This is a genomic window from Sedimentibacter sp. zth1, assembly GCF_017352195.1.
In the GTDB taxonomy this organism is placed as follows: domain Bacteria; phylum Bacillota; class Clostridia; order Tissierellales; family Sedimentibacteraceae; genus UBA1535.
This window is the reverse complement of record NZ_CP071445.1, coordinates 2,592,067-2,615,447: the sequence shown is the minus strand read 5'-3', so window position 1 is coordinate 2,615,447 and position 23,381 is coordinate 2,592,067. Positions and strand designations below refer to the sequence as shown.

Sequence of the window (23,381 nt, the reverse complement as noted above, 5' to 3'; positions counted from 1 at the left end):
AACTAATTATCTTTGTCAACAACTTTTTTGTTTTTTAAATTTTTAATTTTTATTAAATTTGCTAAAAGTCATTTTTACAACTTTTATATATTAGCATATTAAATTGGCATTGTCAATAACATTTTGCCTTTTTATTAATCTTTTACACCAAGATATATTTTAGCCATAATTTTTTTATATATTCAATTTAAATATTATTTACAATAAAAAAGCAAACATTTTATAAGACATGTTTGCTTTTTTATTAATTTTATCTAATTAGCACCACATTCGCCCTTTGTATCATTTGAACAAAACAACACGATTAATAATAAGAAGAAGAATAGTAAGCTATCGCATCCTCCACTCATTCCATTAAATGCATTTAACAAGCTATTATCTCCGTTGTTATTATCACCACAGCAAAAGCAACTAATTGCCACAAATAAAAGGAAAAATAATAATAGGTTATCACAACCCCCCAATCCATCACCGTTGCCAAATAAATTTTGCAAATTATTTAACATTTTAATACCCCCATTTTAATTTTAACTTATAATATTAATAGAATTTATTTTTGCGACTTAATCCCCATTAAGTTCATTCAGAAAATCCTTTATTTTTCGAAATATTTCTCTGTCGAAATATTCATTGTCTCTTTTTACATTATTCTTTTTACCACCATTTCTATAATAATTTCTATATTTGTTATTATTCCTTCTACTATTATAATTGTTGTTTCTATTATTCATATAACAAGAAAAATCATTCAGATTATCCATTATGTCAATCAATTGATGCAAATTAGACGTGTTAAACTGTTTATTGTTAGCTAAAAAAGGAACGACTAATAATGTTAACATAGGATCTATCAATCCCTATCACCTCTACCTGTATTTCAATTCAGAAATAGTTAGTATCTGTAATATTAATGTATGTATTAGTTATTCCTTTGTGAATTCTTTGTATTATTTTTAAAAATAAATATTTTAATTTTATATAGTATATATATTTTTTTATAATTCAAATATAACCTAACTATACTGGATTTACTATATAATTGTATCTTATTGTTCTTTTAATAACTCATCAATTGGTTTTGCAGTAACATTTTCTCTGTCTAAATCCAATAAATCAATTGCTCTTTCTAATTTATCTTTATCTTTCACTTCTATTTCTAAGTATGGATAAGGGTAAATTGTTTTGTCCCATTCATCTATTTCAAATAATATATCATCATAAATATATGATATTCTATGTTTGTTGGCAGGTTTCTTTTTGATTAAATTTAATGATTGAAGTATTTTTATAGTTTCTTCTACATTAGATATCTCTGTTTCTATTTCTTCATTAACTCTAAATTTTTCTCTTGATAAATTTTTTTTAAGTGTTAATGTATTTGTTATTTTACCATCTAGGTTGTTTTTTGTAATTCTTATTCTTAAATACCCATGATATGTATTTTTTAAATGGCTATTTCCTGTGTCAAACCTTATGTTAATTTGTTCTTCATTTTTTACTAGTCTTGCACCTAATTTTTCAAGTTTATTTATTATCTCATTTTTGTTTATATATAAAACTTTTACTTCAATTTCATTCATCAAATACACCTCTTAAATAAATTAGTTAATAATGTAACATTTCGTTTATACTAACACGTCATACAATACTATGTCTATACAATTAATATAACTTGTTCTATTTATTATTGATTTTACCTTTATTATATATATATTATGTATATATAATGCAACTTACCAATTCACAAGATGCCTTTTTACGTTTTATTGTTAATCCATTAGAGATGATATCAAATCATCTTTTTTTAATTCAGATGCGCTTTCTTCTTCAAATTCAGTATTTCTTGTTTTTAATTCAAAAATCGATACCATCATTTTTAATGTTTGTGCCTGCGCAGATAATTCTTCACTTGATGCAGCATTTTCTTCTGCAGTAGATGAATTAGTTTGTACAATTGCTGATATTTGCTCTACGCCTTCATTTATTTGTGATATGACATTAGATTGCTCATTAGAAGCCTCTGATATACAATTTATAAGTTTTGTTGATTCTTTTGTACTTTCTACTATTAGCTTGAGTGAATCAGATGTGTTTTGAGCTATTTGAGATCCTTTTTCTACAGCATCTATAGCATTTTGTATAAGTAAAGAAGTATTTTTAGCCGATTCTGCACTTTTTGCTGCCAAATTTCTTACTTCTTCAGCTACAACTCCAAAGCCTTTTCCAGCCGCTCCAGCTCTTGCTGCTTCAACTGCTGCATTTAATGCAAGTATATTTGTTTGAAATGCTATATTATCTATAACCTTAATTATTGATTGGATTTGATCAGAAGCTAATCTGATATCTTCCATTGCTTCCATCATATTTTGCATTAAATCATAACCATTTTTTACTTCGATAACTGTTTTTTCTGACATTTTACTTGCTTCTTTTGCATTTTCAGCATTTTTATTAACCTTATTTGCTACTTCAGATATTGATGCTGATAATTCTTGTATAGAACTTGCTTGTTGGATTGTTCCTTCTGATAATGCCATTGAACCACTTGAAACCTGTTCTGACTCATCCGTTACTAGCTGGGCTGTCTCATTTATTTTAATTAAAGTTGTATTTAAGGAATCAATTATTTCTATCAACGAATCTTTTATAGGCTTAAAATCTCCAATATAATCCATTTCTACACTATCTGTTATATTTCCTTTTGATACATTTCCCAGTATATCTGATATATTTGAAATGTATGCACTCAATGCTTCTAAAGTTGCATTAACATTTTTTGCTAGCTGACCAACTTCATTCTTTGAATTATACTTAATTTTTGTATTAAGTTTTCCTTTTGACATATCAGCTATAGAATTTTTGATTTCTGACAGTGGATTAACTATGCTTCTTGTCAAAGTTATACATGTTAATATTATAAATAATATATCAATTATTACTATTAGCACCAATATACTAATTTGTCTATTTTTAAAACTACGAGAATTTTCCACGAAGTCAATTGCACTAGTATTAGAACTACAAACTATATCATCTAATATTTGATTTGCTTCTGTAATTAATGGAATATATTGTTCATTAATTACTTTTAATGCTCTTGTTTTCATATTAGATTGTAAGTCTTCTAATATTTGTTTGCTTAATGGTTCGCTTTCTTTTATTATCTCATCAAATTTAATTAGTTTTTCACTATTTTTATAAACATCAGTACTTTTTAGTTTCAAGCTTATTTTATTTACATTTGCCATTTGCTCATTTATTATTTGAATATTTTCTTTTACAATGCTTTTTTCATTATACAAAGCGCACTTATACATATTTGATTCTGCAATGGATAATTTTTCTTTCATACTCCATGCCAAATTACTTTCATTATACGATTGTTCATAAAAAGTCTCTAAATTATTAGCAACTGTAACAGTACCTATACTTGTAATAATCATTGTTCCAGCAACTAACAATGTAATAAATATAAAGCAATATAAAATACGCATGCCGATTTTAACATTTTTAAACATAATTAACCTCCAAATTTTAAATATAAATTTATGTATAAAAATTACTATTAGATTATTATAAACCACATATATTTTATCCTTGTTTTACTATATTTTACATTTTTATAATTTTTTTGTCAATATGTGTTATTTTTTAATTATTAGTATTTCGTTTTTCAGACTTGATTTAATAATTATTTCAAAATAAAAAAGCGCCTAATTATATATGCGCTTTTAAGAGATATGTATTTTTATTTCGGGTATACATGCAAATTAATCTTATTGCTAAATCTATTTGATTTTACATAATACTCCGGTTTATAAATTTGAAATGGAATAATGTTTTCAGTTATATAATATTTTATTATATTTATAGATATTATGCATAATAATACAAATGCTAAATAAATCATTTTTATAATTTTTCCTTTCCTTAATTGTTTTTAGTCATATATAAAAAGACTCTTATTACATTTAAGGCTAAATTGTACAATTTGTCAAGGAGAATTTCAAATAAGACTTTGTAATATTAAGTAGCTAGTTTCTGTATTGAACAGGAATCATTAAGTTATTTAAATATAGCGTACAAACTGGAGATACAATTTAATATATAATAGTTAAATAATTTTGCGAGATTATTGCCTCAACTTTTTGAAATAAAATGCTTATTCTTTTATAAAAATATAATGAAGAAATAAATAAATATAGGTGTACTAAAAGTCTAAAAAAATAGTGCTTAGTATTCAATTCATACTAAGCGCTATTTTTTATAATATTGTAGTATCCGTCATTCCAGTACCTTTTACTTCTTTAGTTATATTTTGCCACGTCTCGCAACCTACTACTCCATCAGGATCTAAGTCTCTTGATTCCTGATATTCTTTTACTGCATTTTTTGTTCCTGGACCGAAAATACCATCTAGTCCAGCACCAATAAATCCCAACGTATTAAGTGCATCTTGCAATACAAGTACATTAGTATTTACGCTTCCCAGCGCTAATTTAATATAACCAGCTTCACATGCTGGTGGAGTTAATCTCTTGTCAACATGTACCCATACGGGTGTTAGCTCTGCCGGTTCAACGTATTCCCAGCATCCTAATTCTTCAGCCAGTATCCTCAACTGATCTCTTTCCTCATTAGTAAATGTTTGTGCCATATCCATTGCTGTTCCTGCATAGTGCTGTGATTGACTTCCATGCCCACCTTCCCAGATTCTTTTAAATGCGAATTTAACACCAATTGGTTTCCCCCATCGTTCTCTTAATGTATTCCAACATTCCATTACACTCCTATTGGTCCAAATTGTAGGTGAATCTGAACTACCTCTAAATTCTCCAACTGTTAGTGTTCCGTTGGTTACATATGGCATAGTGTCTTTTTCTTGCAAATAGTACAATTCCATATTTTCCTTATCATCATTATAAACTAAAACCTTTGTCGACATTTTTACCTCCTTAAAATTACTTATAATTATTATATGAACATCGTATAGCATAGTGTATCAATTATTTTACATTGACAAATATATTAGAATGTAATATTGTTGGATATGAAATTATTTTACATTTTAAGGAATATGAGTAAATAAATAACGAAAACTAAATCTAGTACTTATTTAACCAAAGTAAAACCCATATTAAAAGAATTACTAAATGAGTTATTAGCAAAATATTCATATGTTTCTATTTTAGCTGACGATTCCGTAAGTAAAGTTTATTCTGCTTCAAAATCTGCTATTAGAGTAGTTTATGCTCAATTACTTACTAATAGAGGTTTTGTAATAAAGGTATATGACAACAATAGCTACTGCGAATATTCCTTTAATGAAATAACAGAAGATTTAATACCCGAAATAATAAACAATATTAGCAATAGACTTGTTTCATTTAAATCTATACTTCCAGATGGCATTAAAAAAAGCAATTATGGAATGATTGACGACGAAGCATTACATTTTTCCAAAAGTACAGACTTTATTGTTGACCCAAAAGAATTAGGTGATGAAGCTATCATTAATACATTAAAAAATATTAGAAAATTGGGCTGTGAGTTTGATGATAGAATACTGGACTGTTCTGTATCAGCAAGTTTTCAATGCTATAGCAAGTTATTTTTATCTAAAACAAAGACCTAGAACAAAATATTATGTGGATGACCAGTTCTATTAACGTCATGTGTTCTGCAGGAGATGAGGTAAAAAGCACCTTCAAAGGATACTCAAATTTAGGTGGAGCAGAAATATTAAGTAGCATGGAAAAAGATATTGAAAATATTGCAAAATCCGCTTTAGAGCTGCTTGATAGCACACAAATTACACCCGGTGAATATGATTGTATTTGTACACCAGAAGTAACTGGTATGATAGCACATGAAGCATTTGGTCATGGTGCTAATTCATATAAACAGGTTGCCTCTTACTTTTTCGACGATAAAGGTACTATTGCTCACGACACCTTGATAATAGATAAGGGCATACTAAAACAAGGTATATGTGATATACAAAGTGCAATGCATTTAAATACAAAAGCAATAGGTAATGGTCGAAGACAAGGTTTTGATAGAAAAGCCTATACTAGAATGACTAATACTTTTTTTGAACCTGGTAATGACAAGCTTGAAGATATGATCGCATCTATCTCATACGGCTTTTTACTTGAAAATGCTACAAGTGGAATGGAAGATCCTAAAAACTGGGGTATTCAATGTATGGTAAACGTAGCGAGAGAAATCAAGGATGGAAAACTTACAGGCAAAATTTTCTCACCTATTGTACTTACAGGGTATGTTCCAGATTTGTTAAAATCCATTTCTATGGTTTCTTCAGAAGTTAAGCTTGAAGGTGGTGGCTTTTGTGGAAAAGGCTATAAAGAATGGGTTAAAGTTTCTTATAAATGAAGTTAATACTGAATCAGTAGAGTTGTTTTTATAAAGAAATCTTTAGATATGAATAGGTTAAGTAAAATCAAAAAATATGATGTCACTGTTTACAAGGATATAGAGGATGGAGAATTAATCAAGACTGGCAACAGTCAATGTGTTATAAATTCTGAAATGAATGACATAGATATACAAGAGAGTATTTCGGATGCGTATTACTCTGCATCTTTCGCAATTAATCCATACTTTGAATTGCCAAAACCAATTAATGAACCTCATATAAATATTGAAAGTTGTTTAGCTAATTTTACGCTAGAAGAGTCAGCTACAAAAATGAGTGAGGCTTTGTTTAAAAACGATGTTTTAGAATCCGCTTTTGTTAACTCAGCAGAAATATTTGTTAAAAAAATTGATACTAAAATTGTATCAAGTGAAAATGCAAATTTTTTAAATTAAAAAGGGAATGCTACAAGCAATTTATCATTGCTGTAACCATTCCCTTTTACTTCAATATTAATATTCTATTCTTGTTTTATATTAAATTTATCTACTAATAAATTTAGTGTTTCAGCTTGTGAACCTAACTCTTCACTCGATGCAGCAGTTTCTTCAGCAGTTGCTGAATTTGTCTGTACTACTACTGAAATTTGTTCAACTCCAATTGTTACTTGTTCTATTGCATTCGACTGTAAAATTGAAGCTTCTGTAATTTTTTGAATATTCTCTTCTACTACTTGTGCTTTTTCAACAATTAAATTAAATGAATCAAATGTACTGTTTACTATTTCAGAACCTCTTTCTACAGCTTCTACAGTTCCTGCAATCAACATTGTTGTATCCTTTGCAGCTTCTGCTGATTTTTGTGCTAAATTTCTAACTTCATCTGCAACTACAGCAAAGCCTTGTCCAGCAGCACCTGCTCTTGCAGCTTCAACTGCAGCATTTAATGCTAAAATGTTAGTTTGGAATGCTATATTGTCAATAGTTTTAATTATATTACCTATTTCGTTAGATTTTTGATTGATTTCAGACATAGCCTTAATCATTTCTTGCATTTGCTTTTGCCCTAAACCTATTTCTGTAGATGCTTGTGATGACATTGTTTCTGCAGTCTTAGTATTTTCTGCATTATTTTTTATGTGTTGTGAAATTTCAGCTATTGTTGCAGATAACTCTTGTATTGATGAAGCTTGTTCTGTAGCGCCTTGCGACAATGCTTGCGCTGCTGAAGAAACTTGTTCTGAGCCACCGTTTACTTGTTCTGATGCAATATTAATTTGTCCTAATGCTGAAGACAATTGTGTATTAATTTGTCTAATTGATATAATTATTTGTTCAAAATCGCCAATGTAATTTTCTTCTGCATTTGTATTAACATCAAAATTTCCATTGGCCATTTCACCTAATAGATATTTTTCATCCTCTATTATATTATTAAGTCCAGCAAAAGTTAATTTTAAATATCTTGCTAAATCTCCTATTTCATCTTTTGATTCATATGTAACATCTACCTTAATATTTCCCTCCGACATTTGTTTAGCTACCTCTGTAATCTCTTTTAAAGGCTTAACTATTACACTAGACAATGTTTTAGATAAAAATAAAACAACACCAAAGATTATTACAAGTACTATTAATGACAATATGTTGTTAATTCTAACAGCTCCCGATATAGAATTTACAGTATCATCTGCTCTTGCAGTTAATATAGTCCCAATGTCTGACAATATGTCACTTACAATATCAAAACTTGGTTTATACTTTGAATGGTAAATTGCCAATGCCTGTGATGTTCTACTTAATGAGATTAATTGTACTATTTCATCATGATATTTAATTAATTCAGTAAAATTTGTATCTAAATTAACAAGCTCATTATCAATATTTTTAGTATTACCTTCCAACAAATCTACATTTTTTTCAACTGCTATTTTCCTTTTTTCTACCTCTGCCAATGCCTCTTGTTTATCTGCATTATTCGTGCTTGTTACTGCTACTAATAATTCTCTTGCTGATGCATTCATATCCTTTCGAGTTTCTAACTGTGTAATCATGTTTTTATATGCATTACCATAAAAATCTTCGCTGTCTTTTCCCATTCCGATAACTAAAATCGATGTAAAAACAACAACGGCTAAAAACAACGCGAATGTGATTCCAAAAACTACATTTAGTTTTTTACTCATTTTTAAATTACTCAATAATTTTTTCATAGTATTCTCCTACTGCTATTATTTTTCCAATATATATTATTTACCCAAAAATCTTTCAGTTAATCAAGCAATACATCAAATAATAACATCTTATAAAATCCAAAAAACTCTCTAGTATAATATGTAGGTATAAAAATCTTGTTTATAGGACTTGCTAAAAGAGTGACCTTATCAAATTCTAACTCATTACATATTATTTTTGCTCTTAACAAATGAAATCCGCTTGTAACAATTTTTATGTTTAAGGAATCTATTGATTTACCACTATGAAGTTCTATAATGTTTTTAGAAAATTCTAAATTTTCATATGTGTTTGTTGATAAACCTTCCATCAATATGATTTTTTCATTAATATGATTTTTTGCTAAATATCTTTTCATCGCCTCTGCTTCTGCTATTACCTCATATTGACCTTGCCCTCCAGATACAACAACATATCCAGTATTTCTTGAAGATTTTAAATATTTGAGCGCTGTATCCACTCTTTGCTTTAATGTTAATGTCATATTTTCTCCACGAAGACCTGCTCCTAAAACTATCGTATAATCACTTTTTTCATAATTCTCCTGCAACCCACAATAACCAATAAAGGCTTCTGTTACTAAAAATATAATTAAAAAAACACATAATATAATATTGAGTATTTTTCTAATTTTACAATATGTTTTATTGTTTTCAAAAATAGTATTAACTAAAGATACAATACACAAAGCTATTCCACCTAAGCATAAATATTTACTAAAGGCTATATGCCCCATAACTGATGTTAATTTTATATAGTATATAATTAAAGCTGCACCTACTATAAATAATACGTAATTAACAATTTTATTTTTCATTATCACACAACCTTATTTTTTTATATTCAAACCCGACTATCCTAAATTATTTAATGATTTCAGCACAATATTTACAGTTCCATCCTCATTTGTATTGAACGAAATTTTGTCGGTATTGTCTAGATATTCTACTGGTATCACTATTTCAATACCTTCTTCTGTTTTAATCTTTTGCTTTTTGTTTATATTCTTATCTAATTTATAATCTAGTTTTACTTTTTCGTCTTTAATGCCAGTGCTTTTTAGTTCCTCATTGTAAACTTGCTTTACTTGTGAATCTGCTTCAAATACAGTATCAGTTATTTTATTTAAATCTATCGTTCCTTTTGAATTAAATGAATCCACTATTTCCTTTTTTATATTAATTTTCTTTTCTATATTATTATCAAAGTACTCTTTTACCATTTTTTTAGAAACTTTATCTATAGCATCATATGTTTCTTTTGGTGATAATGTAAACGGCTGATTAAAAACAAAATTTGAAAAAACAGTTGCTCTTTCTTCTTCTATTTCATATTTCTTCTCATTTATAAATAAAGTTTGATTTTCTATTTCATAAATAAAATTTTCATCTGATTTTTGCGAAGCACTTGGCAATGTAGATTTATATTTAATTATTCTATTTAATCTTTTTCCTTCTAAATCGTCGATTCTATGAATGTAGCTTTCCTTATAGCTCAATTTAAGCATACATAGTTTTTTAATATTTTCAGTTTCATATAAGCAAAATAACAAGTCGCATGAATTTATATCAGTACACTTTTTCATTATATCAAAAATATTTTTACTTAACTCCTGAGTTATTTCTATAAACTTTTCAGCTTCAAAAGTTAAAAGTTTCTCGCAGTTTTCAGTAGTATTAGAAAGCTTATACTTTTTACTACTTGGATTGAACATAATTTTTTCTATATGCTTTGCAATATATACAAACATATCATCATCAACCTCTAATAAATTATCGCTAAGTATAGGTGAGCTAACTGACATATCAAGAATATGAACTATTGCCTTATGAATTATAATATTTGTTTCCATTTTATCCCCTCAATTTTTAAATAATTTTTTACTATTTCATTATAAATATACTATACAAAATATTATAAAACAATAAAAAAGTTGCTACGCAACCCCATAAAATACAAATATCCTAAAACACTCCACCTACATTTAACAATTTAAAATAAATTTCTCAACATCTATAACTTTTTTATTGACATTTATGGAAAATATCATATACTAATTGTATATACACTCAAATTTGAAAGGAGTTGATTTATTATGAAAAATATTTTAAAGGTGATTTTTTTATAATTTAATACTACAAAAACATATAGTATTTAGACTATTTGTTTTTGTGCAAACAAAGCCTTTCATGTACAACCAAACTAAATATGGTTATAACACGACTTAGGTCGTGTTTTTTATTGCCAAAAATAAACTTAGTAGAAATGTATTTTACAAAGGCTAACAATTTTTTGGAGGTAATGAATGAACAAAGATTTAATCGACTATGGTTATACAGAATTTTTCAAAAATCAAGTTGACGACATAGACAACAATAAATTTTCTGTAGCAAGAATTATAGAAGTGCAAAAAGAAAGATACACTATAAAAACTGAAAATGAAATTAAAGGAGCAAGGTTAAAGGGCTCAGAGTTTTTTAATTTTAACAATACTACCTACCCTACTGTAGGGGATTTTGTATTAGTACTTGACAATAAAACCGGCGACAATTTAATTTACAAAGTACTCAATAGAAAAAGTAAATTCTCAAGAATAGATTTTCATTATAGTAAAGAACAAATTGTAGCAGCAAATTTTGATTATGTATTTATTGTTTCGTCACTAAACAATGATTTAAATATTAAAAGATTAGAAAGATATGTTACAGTTACTTTTAACAGTGGTGCAACTCCGGTAATTGTACTCACAAAAGCTGATATGTGTGAAAATTATTTGGAGTGCAAGTCCAAAGTAGAGGATTATTTTATTGGAACAGATGTATTTTGTGTTAGCTCATACACAGGTTTGGGATTTGATAAACTACAAAAATATATTGAATCTCAAAAAACAATTGTTCTTTTGGGTTCATCTGGTGTTGGAAAATCATCACTAATAAATTATTTAGCAAAAGATTTAATTATGAAGGTCAATGACATTAGAGAAGATGACGATAAGGGTAGACACACTACAACACACCGAGAATTAATCATGCTTGAAAGTGGAACAATGATAATTGACACACCTGGGATGCGAGAACTTGGAATGTGGACTGTTGACGAAGGCTTACAAGAAGAATTTTCTGAAATAGAAGAATTAGTAACTCGTTGCAAGTTTAATAATTGCACGCATACAAATGAACCAGGCTGTGCAATATTAAATGCTATCAAAAATGGTAGCTTAACAGAAGAAAAATACAAAACTTATTTAAAGCTACAAAAAGAATCTAAATTTGCAAGAATAAAAGAACTTAGAAAACAATCTGCACTTGAAAAGAAAAGACAAAATAAAATTAATAAAAAAAATAAATTTAGTGATTATAAAATTAGATGATTTCTATTAAGTATAGCATTTTTGCTATACTTTTTTTATTTTAAAATTAGCTATTCCTTGAACATTTTATGTAAAAAAGAATACATTGTTTATATAAAGTTATACAAAATTGTATATAAAAAAACAAAAATTTGAAAGGAATGAATTAATTGAAATTAAACAAAGATATTTATGATGTTTATAAGCCACTAGTTCCATATATGCCTGAAAAAGCAACAGTTGGATATGGATATGTACCATACCAAATTAATCCTGAATATTTAGAAATTGACGAAGCATTTGAATTTGGAACCCTTTTTCCTGATTTAGTAACTCCATATAGTTCATATTTAATAAGAGAGGTGTAATTTATGACTAAATCTAATAATTTTAAAATTAAAGGTATGAATAATAATTTGAAGAATATGATGAAAAACATTGAAAAAACAAATAATAAAAACGATTGGCAAAAATTAAAAGAAATGTATAGTATTAAAGATAATGAAGAATTTGAAGAATTTGAGAATTTAGAACAATACAGATATATGTATGAACAAGATAAAGGTAAAAAAGCTATGTACAATAAATATATAGATAAAAAATCAATGTGCAACAACGATATGGATGCTGAAAAAGATAGAAAAGAATTAATGATGAAAATTATGAAATATCAGCTTGCAACATTGGATAGCGCATTATTTTTAGACACCCATCCTAACGATCCAATTGCAATTATTAGACATAATGAATATTGTACTAAATTAGCCCAATGTAAAACTGAATTCACTAAAAATTATGGGCCACTAGATCATTATTCAGCAGATATGTCTGGAACATGGAGATATTTAGATTCTCCATGGCCTTGGGAACAAGAATTTTAATTTGAAAGAGAGGTAAATTTGTATGTTTATATATGAAAAAAAATTACAGTATCCTGTTAGAGTTTCTAATCGGGATGTTAGAATGGCTAGAAATGTTTTAAATCAATATGGAGGACCAGATGGCGAGTCTAGTGCAAGCATGAATTACTTAACCCAGAGATTTTCAATGCCTATAAATGAATTAAAAGGATTACTTACTGATATAGGTACCGAAGAGTTAGGTCATATGGAAATGATTGCTACACTATTCAAAAAGCTTCTCGAAGGTGCAACTAAGGAAGAACTTATAGCCGCGGGTTTTGACGGATACTATTCAAATCATGAATTTTGTCCTTTTTATACTGATTCAAGCGGAGTGCCTTGGACTGCAACCTACACTCAAGCAAAAGGAAATCCTGTAGCAGATTTATATAATGATATGGCTGGAGATGGTGCGCTTTTGTTTAAACAACATATATAAATTAGGTTCTTCACTCGAAAAAACAGCAAAGAACCTAAAAATTCCAATGTATCTCTATAGGTACTTCATGTGTTAATTCATCACGTTTTCCAACTAAAATATAGTCTATTAGTTTTTCAACGATTTCCCTATCCAATTTTTCAAGATTTGTATACTGTTCTATAAGTTGACGTCTGTTGTCACCTTTAGAAATTTTTTTGTCAATATCTGATATTTGATTTTGATATTCAATTATTAATCTTTCTATTCGTTCCTTTTCTTTAGTAAAGTTTTTTGAAAAATCAATATACTCTTTTTCATTTATTATTCCCTTTACTTTATCCAAATATAGATTTTGTATCCCTTTAGTATATTCATTTGCTTTTTTTTGATAAGTAACAATCTGAAGCTCTAATTTTCTTTTGTCTTTGTTTAAATTATTATTAAATTCTATTTTTTGTTCTATTTCATCCTTATCTATGTATTCTTTGGCAAGTCTATTTATCTCATTTATAACTACTTGCTCTAACTTTTTAACAGGAATAAAAGAACCAATGCATGCGTCTTTTGCTACATACTTATTGCAACACTGCAAGTAATAATAACCATGATTTTTAGTTGAACGCATAGTATAACCACAATGCATACAGCGTGCTTTCTTAGCAAATAAACCTATTTTACCTATTGTAAAGGGTTTTGCCTTTTGCTTAATTAAATCCTGAACTCTATCCCAAAGGTCACGTTCAATAATAGGCTCATGAGTTCCTTCTACTATATACCATTCCTCTTTAGGTCTTGGTTTATTTATCTTAGTTTTGTAAGAAATGCTGCCATATTTGCCTTGTACCATATTACCAATATAAATTTCATTAGCTAACATATCAGATATAGCAAAGTATTTCCAAAGTGTACTATTTTTAGGTTGTTTATATCTTAACCCATGTAATCTTTTATATTCTGTCGGATTTGGTATTCCTCTGTCATTTAAAATTCTAGCAATAGCAGTTTTTCCATATCCTTTAGAAAACAGAGTAAAAACTTCTCTTACAATTTCGGCTGCTTCCTCATCAATAATCAAATGCCCTTTTTGATTAGGATCTTTCATATAACCATACAATGCAAAAGAACCAATATGATATCCATTTTGTCTTTTATTGACTAATACACTCTTAATGTTTTCAGACATATCCTCTAAATACCATTCGTTTACAAGTCCATTTATCTGTCTTGACTTTTTATTTCCTTTGTTGGCTGTATCTGCATTATCTACAATACTTACAAATCTAATACCCCATTGTGGGAATAAGCCATGTATATATTTCTCTACAAGCTCTAGTTCTCTTGTAAATCTTGATTGAGTTTTACATAAAATTATATTGAACTTATGATTTTCTGCATCTAAAAGAAGCTTATTAAATTCAGGTCGATTTCTATCTGCACCTGTATAATCGTCATCGCTGTAAATTTTATAAATTTCCCAACTCTTTTCAAGAGCATATTGAATAAGCATTGACTTTTGGTTTTGAATACTATTGCTATCATCTGTTTCAAATTGTTTATTTCTATCTTCCTCTGACAAACGACAATAAATTGCAACCTTCATATCATCATTATATTTTTCAATACTCATTAATTCTATCTCCTTTGTAAAAGAGATAAAACAAACCATTACTACACGATAAAATTATACCTTACTAGTAATGACTTGTAAATCCTCTTTAAAGATAATACCCGTTTTATTTTTTTCTATTTGATTAATTAATTCGACAAATTTCTTATTAAAATCATCCTTTAGTAAAACATCATCCTTATTTTTGAAAACATTTTTGCATTTGACTTGTACTCTGGATGCCATTTTATCACCTCTTTCATTATAAGATATGTTTTTAAAATAAAAAAAACACACATAAGATTAAAATATGTGTGTTTTATAATTTAATTATTTTTATTTACCACGATCTATGAAGTTGCCAAAAATCCTCACGGTTGTCAATATATATCTTCACATCGCTTGTTTCAACCCAGTCATTATTGAAATATGCTGTAAATCTTAATGTTAATTCTTGCTTTTTATCACTTCCCCATTTTATTATGACATAACCGTTATCATTTACCCATCCTTCATCCCAATAGCTTAAGTTCCACTTGTCATTAGTTATATTATCTGCATCAAGCCATTGCTTGTATTTTTTATCTATCGGTCTATCATCATTTATAATTTCTACTGATACACGTTCACATATTACTGAACTTTTTTCATTAATTGTTGTTGTCTCTGCACTTGTCATTAGTGCTTCACCATTCCAATATGTGTTGTCATCTCTAAATTTATCTGGGTATTTTTCATTGTATATGCTTCTGTTTTCGTCCCATTTTGGTGCATGATTTACATGTCCTTCTATCCATAAATCATGTGCTGTGAAATCTTTTGTTACAACTGCTGTTTCTCCGTAATCATCTGTTATTGTTGCAATAAGTCTATAATCTCCTAAAGGTATGTCATCTATTAAGTTTATATTGTAATCATCATAGCTTGTACCGTTGGGATTAACATCTTTTAAGATAATTTTGAATGGATGCACTAAGTCAGACTGTTTATACAATTCAACCTTTATATTTAATTTTGTAAGGTCTTCATCATGGAATTTAAGTAAAAACGAAACATCATCATTTTCATATATGTATGAATCATTGATATTTGCTTTTATTTCACTATCATCAATTACAGGTGGAGTATTGTGAATATATTCATAAGCTAAATATTTTGTTTGTTGTTCCCCACTTGGAAGTATAGCAACATATTTTGCTGTATAATTACCATCTGGTGCTGTTGATGAAGTAGAAGTAATCAAATTCCAATTTGTGTATACACCATTTAAAGTATATGTTTTTGCATACGGTGTTCCATTAAACATGGTTACTTTTACGTTTGAATTTGTATATGCTTTATTTACATACTTGGTTGTTGTTGCTGTCATTGAATAATTTTTATCTGCTGTAATTTTAATACCTGTTGTTTTACCTTGTAGCATTGCCTGCAAGTTAATTGGTGTTTTAACTTTTACATTGAAAAATACATCTTTGTATCTTGTTGGTACTGCTGTATCAACAGCTCTTATTCTCATTGAATAATTATCACTTTTTAGTGTTGCAGGAATGTTGTATTTTATATCATTCCAAGTTATGTCTTGTCCTGTTTTTGTTGCTGTACTTATTGAATAAGTTAATGTTTTTGTTGGTACAATTTTTATATTGTCTTTCATCAAAGTCAATTCAAGTTTTAAATCAAATGGATAACGTGTATGTATGTCATATGCTATTAGATTTTCACTTGCTGGAACTCCATTCAAACTAAATTGTGAAAGTTCTGTTTTTAATTTTGCTTCTAATTGTGGTGGCGGAATTAAAGGTAATTCAAAATTCATTATAAACGGTTCGCTCCACACATTAAAGTTATCTTTTACAGTATATTCAAGTTCATACTTTGCTGGCTCTAAACTTTGAGGAATTTCATATATCCATTCAGTAGTTCCAACTTCACGATACTTGATTTTTCTTTCCCTTATACCTTTTTGTTTTTCTTTATCTTGAAATTGTAAATCTAGGTCATATGATAAATCTACCCAATTTGTTAAATATATACCTTTTGTATTGTCATAAGTCCAATCAAGTGTTGCTTGTGCTATAGGTTTTCTATGTGCTTGTATTCTAATTTGTCCGTCATTTGATAATTCACTTTGATTTGGTTTGTCAATTGGTATGTCTTTTACTTTACGATAAAACGTATATAGTCCCGACTTTGTTAATACTGTAGGTAATTTAGTTGAAGTATAACCGTTTTCACTAAATACACTTTTTGTATTTTCTGCTTGTCCCATTGAATTATCAAAAAATGTTGGTATATGAGTTATTTGAAAACCATAATCTTGAATTATATCTCCTTCAATATCTATATCAGCGTAGCTGATCATAAAAGGCTCATTAACCAAAACTACAATTCCCCTTTCTTGTGGATTATCATTTGATATAAATTCAATTATTTCTTTTTGAATATCTTCAAGAGTTTTTGAACAATCAATAAATAAATCTTTTTTAATTCTACTATCATTTTTTACTGTAGAATTACCAATCACTATAACTTTACTATCTGCTTTACTTAATATTGTTTGATAATCAGCAATATTACTAACTTTATTGTTTGCAAAGTAAATAATGTATTTATTACTTGTATCTCTATATGTAGGTCTAAACTCTTGTTTTGTAGGTTTATATACTATACCTTTATAATATCCCGTATAATCATTAATTGTACCATATACATCTACAATTTCTGTCCAAGTTGCGGAATATTTAACAGACCATTTTATTGTTTTAGAGCTTGTATATTCAACCTCATTACCTTCTTCATCTGTATAAGTAGAATAGCCATATTTTACACTTGTTCTTGTACCCGCACCTTTTTTATAAGTGTGTCCGTTTTTTGTTTTTGTTGCAGGTAATTGAGGGTTATTGTGATAGATTTGACCTCCAAACTGATTATATTTGATAGACTCTGTATTACTAGCATTAAAACTATCACTTACTTCTTTAGACTCTGTACCAATTTTACCCTCATAAGAATTATTAGTTACACTATCTCTTTTTAATGTTCCCGTATACCCTCCACTGTTATAGCTTATTGAAGCGGGTGGATAACTTCTCCCCGTATTTTTATCATCTTTCATCTCAAATTCATCTATATATGTATGTAAATCCCACACTTGCACACTTGGATTTAAGCTATTTCTTATTATCTCATTCATAAAATCAACTCTTGTTGATATTATTTTGTTATTTAATTCCCTTGTTATTGCTTCATCATTAAGCATTATTATATCTACTTCGGGATAGTTTTGAGGTACATCAACATATATTTCTGTACTTGGTGCTAAATTCTGTACATAAAAAGTCTTTTCAAGTGTTGCACTTCTTTTATCTGCACTTGTAATGAATTGACTATATGTAGGTTCTCCAAAGCTTTCCTCTGCATAGAATACTATTTTATAGTTTCCTAATTTATCGGGCTTATATCCTTTTAAATTGTCTACATTACCGCTTTTAATTAGTGTTTCGGGTACTTCGTCATTATCTTTGTCATAATACATTTTAAATGATTGTGCTGAAATACTATCTCCGTCAACTGATACAATATCAAGCATATAGCTTAATGTTTCTTGTCTTGTTAATACATAGTTCCATATGTTAGATACTATTGCGGGTTTATAGTCGGGTACAACGTGTAAATTATATTCATGCTCACCATGATGATACCACTCGGGAATATCATTTCTTTCTATATATCGTGGTTTTACTACTGCATGAATGTTTAAGTTTATGTTTATATTTTCATCAGCACTTTTACTTAAAAATTCAATTTTGCTATCATCTTGACTATTTACATATATTTCATTTCCGCTTATTGTAAAACTATCTGTATATAAGCTTGCTCTTGATAAGAAATAGCTTGAATTTAAGTATCTTGCACCCATATCATTATTAGCAACTAATGCTCTATTTTCTTTTTGTGTTCCACTTAAAGTAATTTTTGCATTTGGTCTAGTCTGATACACTTTTACAAAATCATTTTTTGTCCATGTCATGTCTAATTCATTTGTCATAGCAATAGTATAGTTATATATTTTGTCTGTTGCTATCAAAGGAAATAGGTATTGCCCATTCATAAATTGGTTTGCTTCATAATCACTTAAAAGATTACCCTCAACGTATACTTCTGTTGTTACAACGTTTGTATAATCTGTATAGTCATGAAGTTTAAATTTTTCAGTATCAAGCATTTCTCTTGGTGCTTGAATGTCTATTAATATTTCTTTATAGTCTATATCTTCTTCTTCTTCAAACTCGGGTTCTTCATCTTTCTTAATAGGTTCTGTGAATTTTGCACCTACACCGCCATTTGTTTCAGCAAAAGAAAAAATATCAGTATCGTAATAATGTGCTTTTACACTTGCAATTAGAACACCATCTAAATTAAATTTTCCGTTTTTGTCAACTTTATCTCTTAACCATGAATAAGGTATTGTAATGTTAAAAGTATGTTCAACCTTATTATCAATTACTGCACTCTTATCATAGTTACCCTCTTTAGATAGTTTTACTTCTTGTATATCACCGCTATTTGTTGTATTCATCAACTTAACAGTCCAAGATTTTATATCATTTCTTGTATAATATAAATTCTTATCAATAGGGTGTTTATAGTACGCATTATCTTCAATATTACCCTTTACAGTTACTGAAATATCAACGTTGCTATTTTCTGTTACTTCGTTTAAATCAATTTGTTTTATATCACTTAAAGTTACTTTAGCTTTTGGTGCAATTTTATTTGGCAGCACAGGCTTAGAAGTAAAGTCCGCATACCATTTTGAGCCATTGCTTGCTAAATGTCGCATTTCTACATCACCAATAGAAAAGTGTGTTGGTACTGTCATAAGATTAGCATAATCGCAAGCATATTTACTTTTGCCACCTATTCCATTTGGAACTATGCCTAAGTCATTAAAACCGCTATATTTTAATACGTCTGAAATAGTGCCTTTTGCCTTTTCAATTTTATTTTCTGTACTATGTAACTCACCTGTTGCTATTCTATTCAAACCACTTGGTTCTGTATAATCATAATATGGAGTACCTTTTTCCCAACGTCTATACATATATTTGTATCGGTCGGCGGGCTTTTTCATTCCAACATCAACAGGGAAATTAGCATTTGTATATAAATTGCCCTCTAAAGTATAGCCATGATAACGATATTCGCCTTTTTTACCGTCTTTATCTCTGTAAAATCCCGCATTTTGAATATCTGTTGAATTATCATTTGCACCTGTTGGATTGGTAGCATTTTTAAAATCATTGTTAGTTACATTTCCATAATATCCATAAACAATTAAATGTTTTTCTTCAAGTATTGTTAAGTTTAATCTTAAATTTTGATTATTTACCCAAAATATACTGTCGGGTAATATAGTGTCCTTTGTAGCATATTCATAACCGCCAGCACCGATTACACCTATATAGTCAATATCATATGTATCTGCATTTGCTATATTTATATAATTAAAATTGGTTAGTAAAATACAGAATACTAACAGAAACGATATATAAGAAGTTAGCTTGTTTTTCTTTATCATTTTAACACCCCTTTATTTATGTTGACCTTTTAATGAAACTGCAAAAGTAACAAAACTATTATCAGATTGTATAAAAAAATTTCTCTCATTTATTGTTTTTTCAATAACAGTATACTCTACATCAGTATTTGAAAGTCCTGTCATAAATAAGTTCCAAGCGGTTTCAAATTCATCTTCAAACCATAATTTAAACATTTTTTCAAAAGGCTCTTTGTAATATTCTGAAAAATATTCTTTGTATAAATCCCACTGTGCTTTATATTTTTCATCAGAAGCCCATGCAATATTTTTCCACAAAACCAATTCATAAGGGCTATACTCTGTTTTATATTCTAAAAAGTCAACATTAAAGTCAAAATCAGTGTATTTACTCATTAATGCTAAATTTTCATTAGTCAAATTATTATCATCATAGCAAAAATCTTGTTTTACTTGTGTTTCATATCCTGTAAATCCAATATCATTTCCCCCAATGGATGAAGAAAAAAACTCTGCACCTTTGGTCTTTTGCATTTCTTCTTGAAGTATATATGCAATATCAATCATTTCTTGTGCTGGTTCACCATTAAATATTGGGGCTATAAAGGTATGTGGGTTACCCTCAATATCATTTATTGTAAACTCACTATTTTCAACATCAGCATTGAAATTACATTCTAATCTTCTGTTATTATCAATCATTCTCAAAATAACTGCTGTTGCTTCTGCTCTTGTAATACTTTTTTGTGGATTCACTTTTTCTAAATCATCACCTTGCATAATTCCTAAAGAATAACAATCTATCATATCTTGCTTGTATTCATCAGCTATCAAGTGATAATCAAACATTGCATTTTTAATATATTCTTCATACGTTGATGTAGGTCTGGCTTCTGTTTTGAATAATGTATTTGTAACTATTCTTGCAACTTGTTCTCTAGTTATTTCAAAACGATAATCTGAAACAGTATTTTTACTTACAATACCCTCTTTTTCTGCGATTTTAATGAATTTATCAGCCCAATATGTACTGTCTGTTTCGGGTATATCATAATTAAATGCTACCAATACCATTTTTATAAATTCATCTGCTTTCACAGCTTTTCTAGGTTTAAATGTATTATCAGGATAACCCTCAATCATTCCTAAGTTTACCATTTCTTTTACGTTTGAATAAAACCAATCTGTTTCTTTTACATCAGTAAAATTTACGTCTGCATAAATTGTAGTAAACATTGCTAAAACCATTGATATAATAAAAATAAAACTTAATATTCTCTTCATAATTTTTTACCTCACTCTTTTACATTAATCAATCATTCGACATGCTAAAAAAAGTATGTCATGAAAGTTTTTTACATATTCTTTATATACCTATTTTACCATATTTTGATATGATTATCAATAAAAATATTGAAATATTTGTGTGTTTTTCAATATTTTTAAGCATTTATAGCATATTTTATCAACAATCAATAAACATAAAAAAAGTTTTATCCGCATGTATCACTCCTATGTTACCATGTTATAAATTTTCGTACTTAATTTATCTTCTCTTTTCATCGATAGAACCTTTCTTTATTGTCCCCACTGGGGACAATATTATATTTCATACTCATATCCTGATGAACGTATTATGTCTTTTGGTTTTATAAATGATAGTCTATATTTACTCTTGCCTGCATTTATTGTTACTATAACATTTGGACTTGATATGCTCTTTTTATACTGTAACTCTTCATCAGTGAATAAGAATGGATAATTAAAAACAGATTCTTTTATCTTTGCTCCATTTCTGTATATAGAGCATGTCTTGTCATCATCAAAAAAATATGCAGTATAGTTTATTTTTTCTGTCCAATAACTTTTGGGTATTGGTTCTAAATTTTCATTTGTTTTTAAGTAGTTTTTTATAGTTCTTTCAATAACTCTTATGCCTTCTTGTTCATCATATATTTTGTAACCTTTTTTATCATGAATTTCTGTATAACATAACGATGCTGAATCAGATGCTTCTTCACAACAGTACTTTAGGTTCTCTGTTTCTAATCTACAATTATAGTTATCAGACTGAAATACTAGCATTAGTGTCATAAGTATAATAAGTGCAATTCCAACTATAAATGCTTTCATTGTGTAGCCAACCTTTCTGATGTAGTCATATTTTCTATAACATAGTATCTCTTTTTATTGGTTATACCGAACAAGCTCTGTGCTGCTATAATTTTATTAAAAGGTACTGATATTTTTATATATATTTGCTCACCATCTAAGCTTTTGCTTTGTCTATATTTGGGTTGTCTAGTTGTGCTTTCTGATATAATTATTTGATTTTTGTCTATGTTCATTTTAGTCAATATATTTTCTTTTAGTTCTTCTAATATTTTATCTGTGTAGTATCCCTCTTGTTTTGCCATTTCTTTTGCATTGTTCACATAAAACATAATTGCATGTTTTCTTTCATAGTTCATCATTTGTAACGGTATTTGCAAAAACATAGCTGAAAGCAATATAAATACTGCACATAATACAATGAATTGTTTCATAATTAAAAATTAAAGAAAGACTTTTTACGGTCTTTCTTTTCTCCTTACTTTTTACTTTATTATGGTATAGTTGAATAGCTACTTTCTTCTTGTTCAAATACTTCTTTTTGTAAGTTTTTAAAACTTGTATCTTGATCACCAAGTAACATAGTAAATATGTAACAGCCTAGTACAATACATCCTAGTATTATTATTAATTTTTTCATTCGTTATACCTTATTTACTTATGTCTGTTATCATTTTGTTTATAGTTGTTCCAGCATTGTTTGTGATATCATCTGCACTACCTTTTAGTCCAGTATCACTTAGTATCATAGTTGTTACTATTATTACTCCTAATACTATTGTTCCTAAAATTATTATTATTTTTTTCATTGTTTCTTC

General features: G+C 28.2%; 23 protein-coding genes. 7 read left to right on the top strand and 16 right to left on the bottom strand.

The window, feature by feature from the left end; all coding sequences use genetic code 11:
* Positions 1-254: 254 nt before the first annotated feature.
* The 5 genes from JYG23_RS12520 to JYG23_RS12500 all read right to left on the bottom strand — a co-directional run bounded on the left by JYG23_RS12520 (position 255) and on the right by JYG23_RS12500 (position 4,945).
* The gene (locus tag JYG23_RS12520; protein WP_207236007.1) at positions 255-506 is read right to left on the bottom strand and encodes a hypothetical protein; all 252 of its coding nucleotides are present in this window, start codon (positions 504-506) and stop codon (positions 255-257) included.
* 57 nt (positions 507-563) lie between these two features.
* Complete coding sequence (locus tag JYG23_RS12515) at positions 564-854, bottom strand: hypothetical protein (RefSeq protein ID WP_207236006.1); 291 nt, start codon at positions 852-854, stop codon at positions 564-566.
* Positions 855-1,046: 192 nt separating this feature from the next.
* Positions 1,047-1,580, bottom strand: a complete 534-nt coding sequence (locus JYG23_RS12510) for a class IV adenylate cyclase (RefSeq protein WP_207236005.1) — start codon at positions 1,578-1,580, stop codon at positions 1,047-1,049.
* 189 nt (positions 1,581-1,769) lie between these two features.
* Complete coding sequence (locus JYG23_RS12505; protein WP_207236004.1) at positions 1,770-3,518, bottom strand: methyl-accepting chemotaxis protein; 1,749 nt, start codon at positions 3,516-3,518, stop codon at positions 1,770-1,772.
* Positions 3,519-4,264: 746 nt separating this feature from the next.
* Positions 4,265-4,945 carry a peptidoglycan-binding protein gene (locus JYG23_RS12500; RefSeq protein ID WP_242631575.1) on the bottom strand — a complete coding sequence of 227 codons (681 nt, stop codon included), beginning with the start codon at positions 4,943-4,945 and terminating at the stop codon, positions 4,265-4,267.
* A 486-nt stretch (positions 4,946-5,431) separates the two neighbouring features.
* Here JYG23_RS12500 and JYG23_RS14915 point away from each other — a divergent pair, with 486 nt between their 5' ends.
* Genes JYG23_RS14915 through JYG23_RS12490 form a run of 3 tightly spaced genes read left to right on the top strand, consistent with a single transcriptional unit; the run spans position 5,432 to position 6,834 of the window.
* The gene (locus JYG23_RS14915; protein WP_242631574.1) at positions 5,432-5,635 is read left to right on the top strand and encodes a hypothetical protein; all 204 of its coding nucleotides are present in this window, start codon (positions 5,432-5,434) and stop codon (positions 5,633-5,635) included.
* A 17-nt stretch (positions 5,636-5,652) separates the two neighbouring features.
* On the top strand, positions 5,653-6,396 hold the full coding sequence (locus tag JYG23_RS14910) for a TldD/PmbA family protein (protein ID WP_242631573.1): 744 nt from the start codon (positions 5,653-5,655) through the stop codon (positions 6,394-6,396).
* Positions 6,397-6,444: 48 nt separating this feature from the next.
* Positions 6,445-6,834 carry a hypothetical protein gene (locus tag JYG23_RS12490; protein WP_207236002.1) on the top strand — a complete coding sequence of 130 codons (390 nt, stop codon included), beginning with the start codon at positions 6,445-6,447 and terminating at the stop codon, positions 6,832-6,834.
* A gap of 65 nt (positions 6,835-6,899) precedes the next feature.
* Here the strand turns inward: JYG23_RS12490 and JYG23_RS12485 are convergent, their stop codons facing one another.
* Genes JYG23_RS12485 through JYG23_RS12475 form a run of 3 tightly spaced genes read right to left on the bottom strand, consistent with a single transcriptional unit; the run spans position 6,900 to position 10,465 of the window.
* The gene (locus JYG23_RS12485; RefSeq protein WP_207236001.1) at positions 6,900-8,591 is read right to left on the bottom strand and encodes a methyl-accepting chemotaxis protein; all 1,692 of its coding nucleotides are present in this window, start codon (positions 8,589-8,591) and stop codon (positions 6,900-6,902) included.
* A 59-nt stretch (positions 8,592-8,650) separates the two neighbouring features.
* Entirely contained in the window at positions 8,651-9,430 is a 780-nt protein-coding gene (locus tag JYG23_RS12480) for a YdcF family protein (protein WP_207236000.1), read from the bottom strand.
* 36 nt (positions 9,431-9,466) lie between these two features.
* A complete protein-coding gene (locus JYG23_RS12475) occupies positions 9,467-10,465 on the bottom strand; it encodes a nucleoid-associated protein (protein WP_207235999.1) in 999 nt (332 codons plus the stop codon).
* Between the two features lie 453 nt (positions 10,466-10,918).
* Here JYG23_RS12475 and rsgA point away from each other — a divergent pair, with 453 nt between their 5' ends.
* From rsgA to JYG23_RS12455, 4 genes are all read left to right on the top strand, one after another.
* A complete protein-coding gene (gene rsgA, locus JYG23_RS12470; protein ID WP_207235998.1) occupies positions 10,919-11,983 on the top strand; it encodes a ribosome small subunit-dependent GTPase A in 1,065 nt (354 codons plus the stop codon).
* Between the two features lie 149 nt (positions 11,984-12,132).
* Positions 12,133-12,330 carry a spore coat associated protein CotJA gene (locus tag JYG23_RS12465; protein ID WP_207235997.1) on the top strand — a complete coding sequence of 66 codons (198 nt, stop codon included), beginning with the start codon at positions 12,133-12,135 and terminating at the stop codon, positions 12,328-12,330.
* 3 nt (positions 12,331-12,333) lie between these two features.
* Complete coding sequence (locus JYG23_RS12460) at positions 12,334-12,843, top strand: spore coat protein CotJB (protein ID WP_207235996.1); 510 nt, start codon at positions 12,334-12,336, stop codon at positions 12,841-12,843.
* 22 nt (positions 12,844-12,865) lie between these two features.
* Positions 12,866-13,303 (top strand): manganese catalase family protein, encoded by a 438-nt coding sequence (locus JYG23_RS12455; protein ID WP_207235995.1) that lies wholly within the window; start codon positions 12,866-12,868, stop codon positions 13,301-13,303.
* A gap of 34 nt (positions 13,304-13,337) precedes the next feature.
* Here the strand turns inward: JYG23_RS12455 and JYG23_RS12450 are convergent, their stop codons facing one another.
* The 8 genes from JYG23_RS12450 to JYG23_RS12415 form a co-directional block, all read right to left on the bottom strand.
* The gene (locus JYG23_RS12450; protein WP_242631572.1) at positions 13,338-14,912 is read right to left on the bottom strand and encodes a recombinase family protein; all 1,575 of its coding nucleotides are present in this window, start codon (positions 14,910-14,912) and stop codon (positions 13,338-13,340) included.
* A gap of 54 nt (positions 14,913-14,966) precedes the next feature.
* The gene (locus JYG23_RS12445; RefSeq protein ID WP_207235994.1) at positions 14,967-15,137 is read right to left on the bottom strand and encodes a hypothetical protein; all 171 of its coding nucleotides are present in this window, start codon (positions 15,135-15,137) and stop codon (positions 14,967-14,969) included.
* A gap of 94 nt (positions 15,138-15,231) precedes the next feature.
* On the bottom strand, positions 15,232-20,472 hold the full coding sequence (locus JYG23_RS12440) for an Athe_2463 domain-containing protein (RefSeq protein ID WP_207235993.1): 5,241 nt from the start codon (positions 20,470-20,472) through the stop codon (positions 15,232-15,234).
* Positions 20,473-20,484: 12 nt separating this feature from the next.
* Complete coding sequence (locus JYG23_RS12435; protein ID WP_207235992.1) at positions 20,485-21,735, bottom strand: S-layer homology domain-containing protein; 1,251 nt, start codon at positions 21,733-21,735, stop codon at positions 20,485-20,487.
* Positions 21,736-22,053: 318 nt separating this feature from the next.
* Positions 22,054-22,584 (bottom strand): hypothetical protein, encoded by a 531-nt coding sequence (locus JYG23_RS12430; protein ID WP_207235991.1) that lies wholly within the window; start codon positions 22,582-22,584, stop codon positions 22,054-22,056.
* Entirely contained in the window at positions 22,581-22,997 is a 417-nt protein-coding gene (locus tag JYG23_RS12425; RefSeq protein WP_207235990.1) for a hypothetical protein, read from the bottom strand. The genes JYG23_RS12430 and JYG23_RS12425 overlap by 4 nt, the downstream gene beginning before the upstream one ends.
* 59 nt (positions 22,998-23,056) lie before the next feature.
* The gene (locus tag JYG23_RS12420) at positions 23,057-23,203 is read right to left on the bottom strand and encodes a hypothetical protein (protein WP_207235989.1); all 147 of its coding nucleotides are present in this window, start codon (positions 23,201-23,203) and stop codon (positions 23,057-23,059) included.
* Positions 23,204-23,213: 10 nt separating this feature from the next.
* Positions 23,214-23,372, bottom strand: a complete 159-nt coding sequence (locus JYG23_RS12415) for a hypothetical protein (RefSeq protein WP_207235988.1) — start codon at positions 23,370-23,372, stop codon at positions 23,214-23,216.
* Between the last annotated feature and the right edge of the window lie 9 nt (positions 23,373-23,381).